Below are 264 nucleotides of genomic sequence, written 5' to 3'. Positions count from 1 at the left end.
CCCAATACCAGTTGCCTGACGGAACCTACCCGGTGCTCTGCATCGGCGATCATGGTTCCGATCCCAACCATCAGGGTCACGACAAGCATCTGAGCAACAATAGTTGCGAAGCCTGCCGGATTTCATCGGCCTTCCTGTGCCCTGCGCCTGCGGGTTCAACCGGTGCTGCCCCGCATATCGCCATGGCGGATGGCATCGTGCCGCCGCAACCGATCCTGCAGCACAACACCTATCCGCCATCGGCACCGCCGCAAGCGCCGCCTC

Annotated in this window: 1 protein-coding gene; it reads left to right on the top strand. The window is 62.5% G+C overall.

Features of this window, described 5'->3' with window-relative positions:
- Window positions 1–264, top strand: a 264-nt coding sequence (locus SB822_RS57970; protein ID WP_410859221.1) for a hypothetical protein, incomplete at both ends; no start/stop codon positions are given.

Origin of the sequence: Paraburkholderia sp. SIMBA_054 (assembly GCF_046534875.1) — a bacterium.
GTDB lineage: Bacteria > Pseudomonadota > Gammaproteobacteria > Burkholderiales > Burkholderiaceae > Paraburkholderia > Paraburkholderia hospita.
Note: the sequence above shows the minus strand (reverse complement) of the source record. Positions and strands in the feature narration are given on the sequence as shown.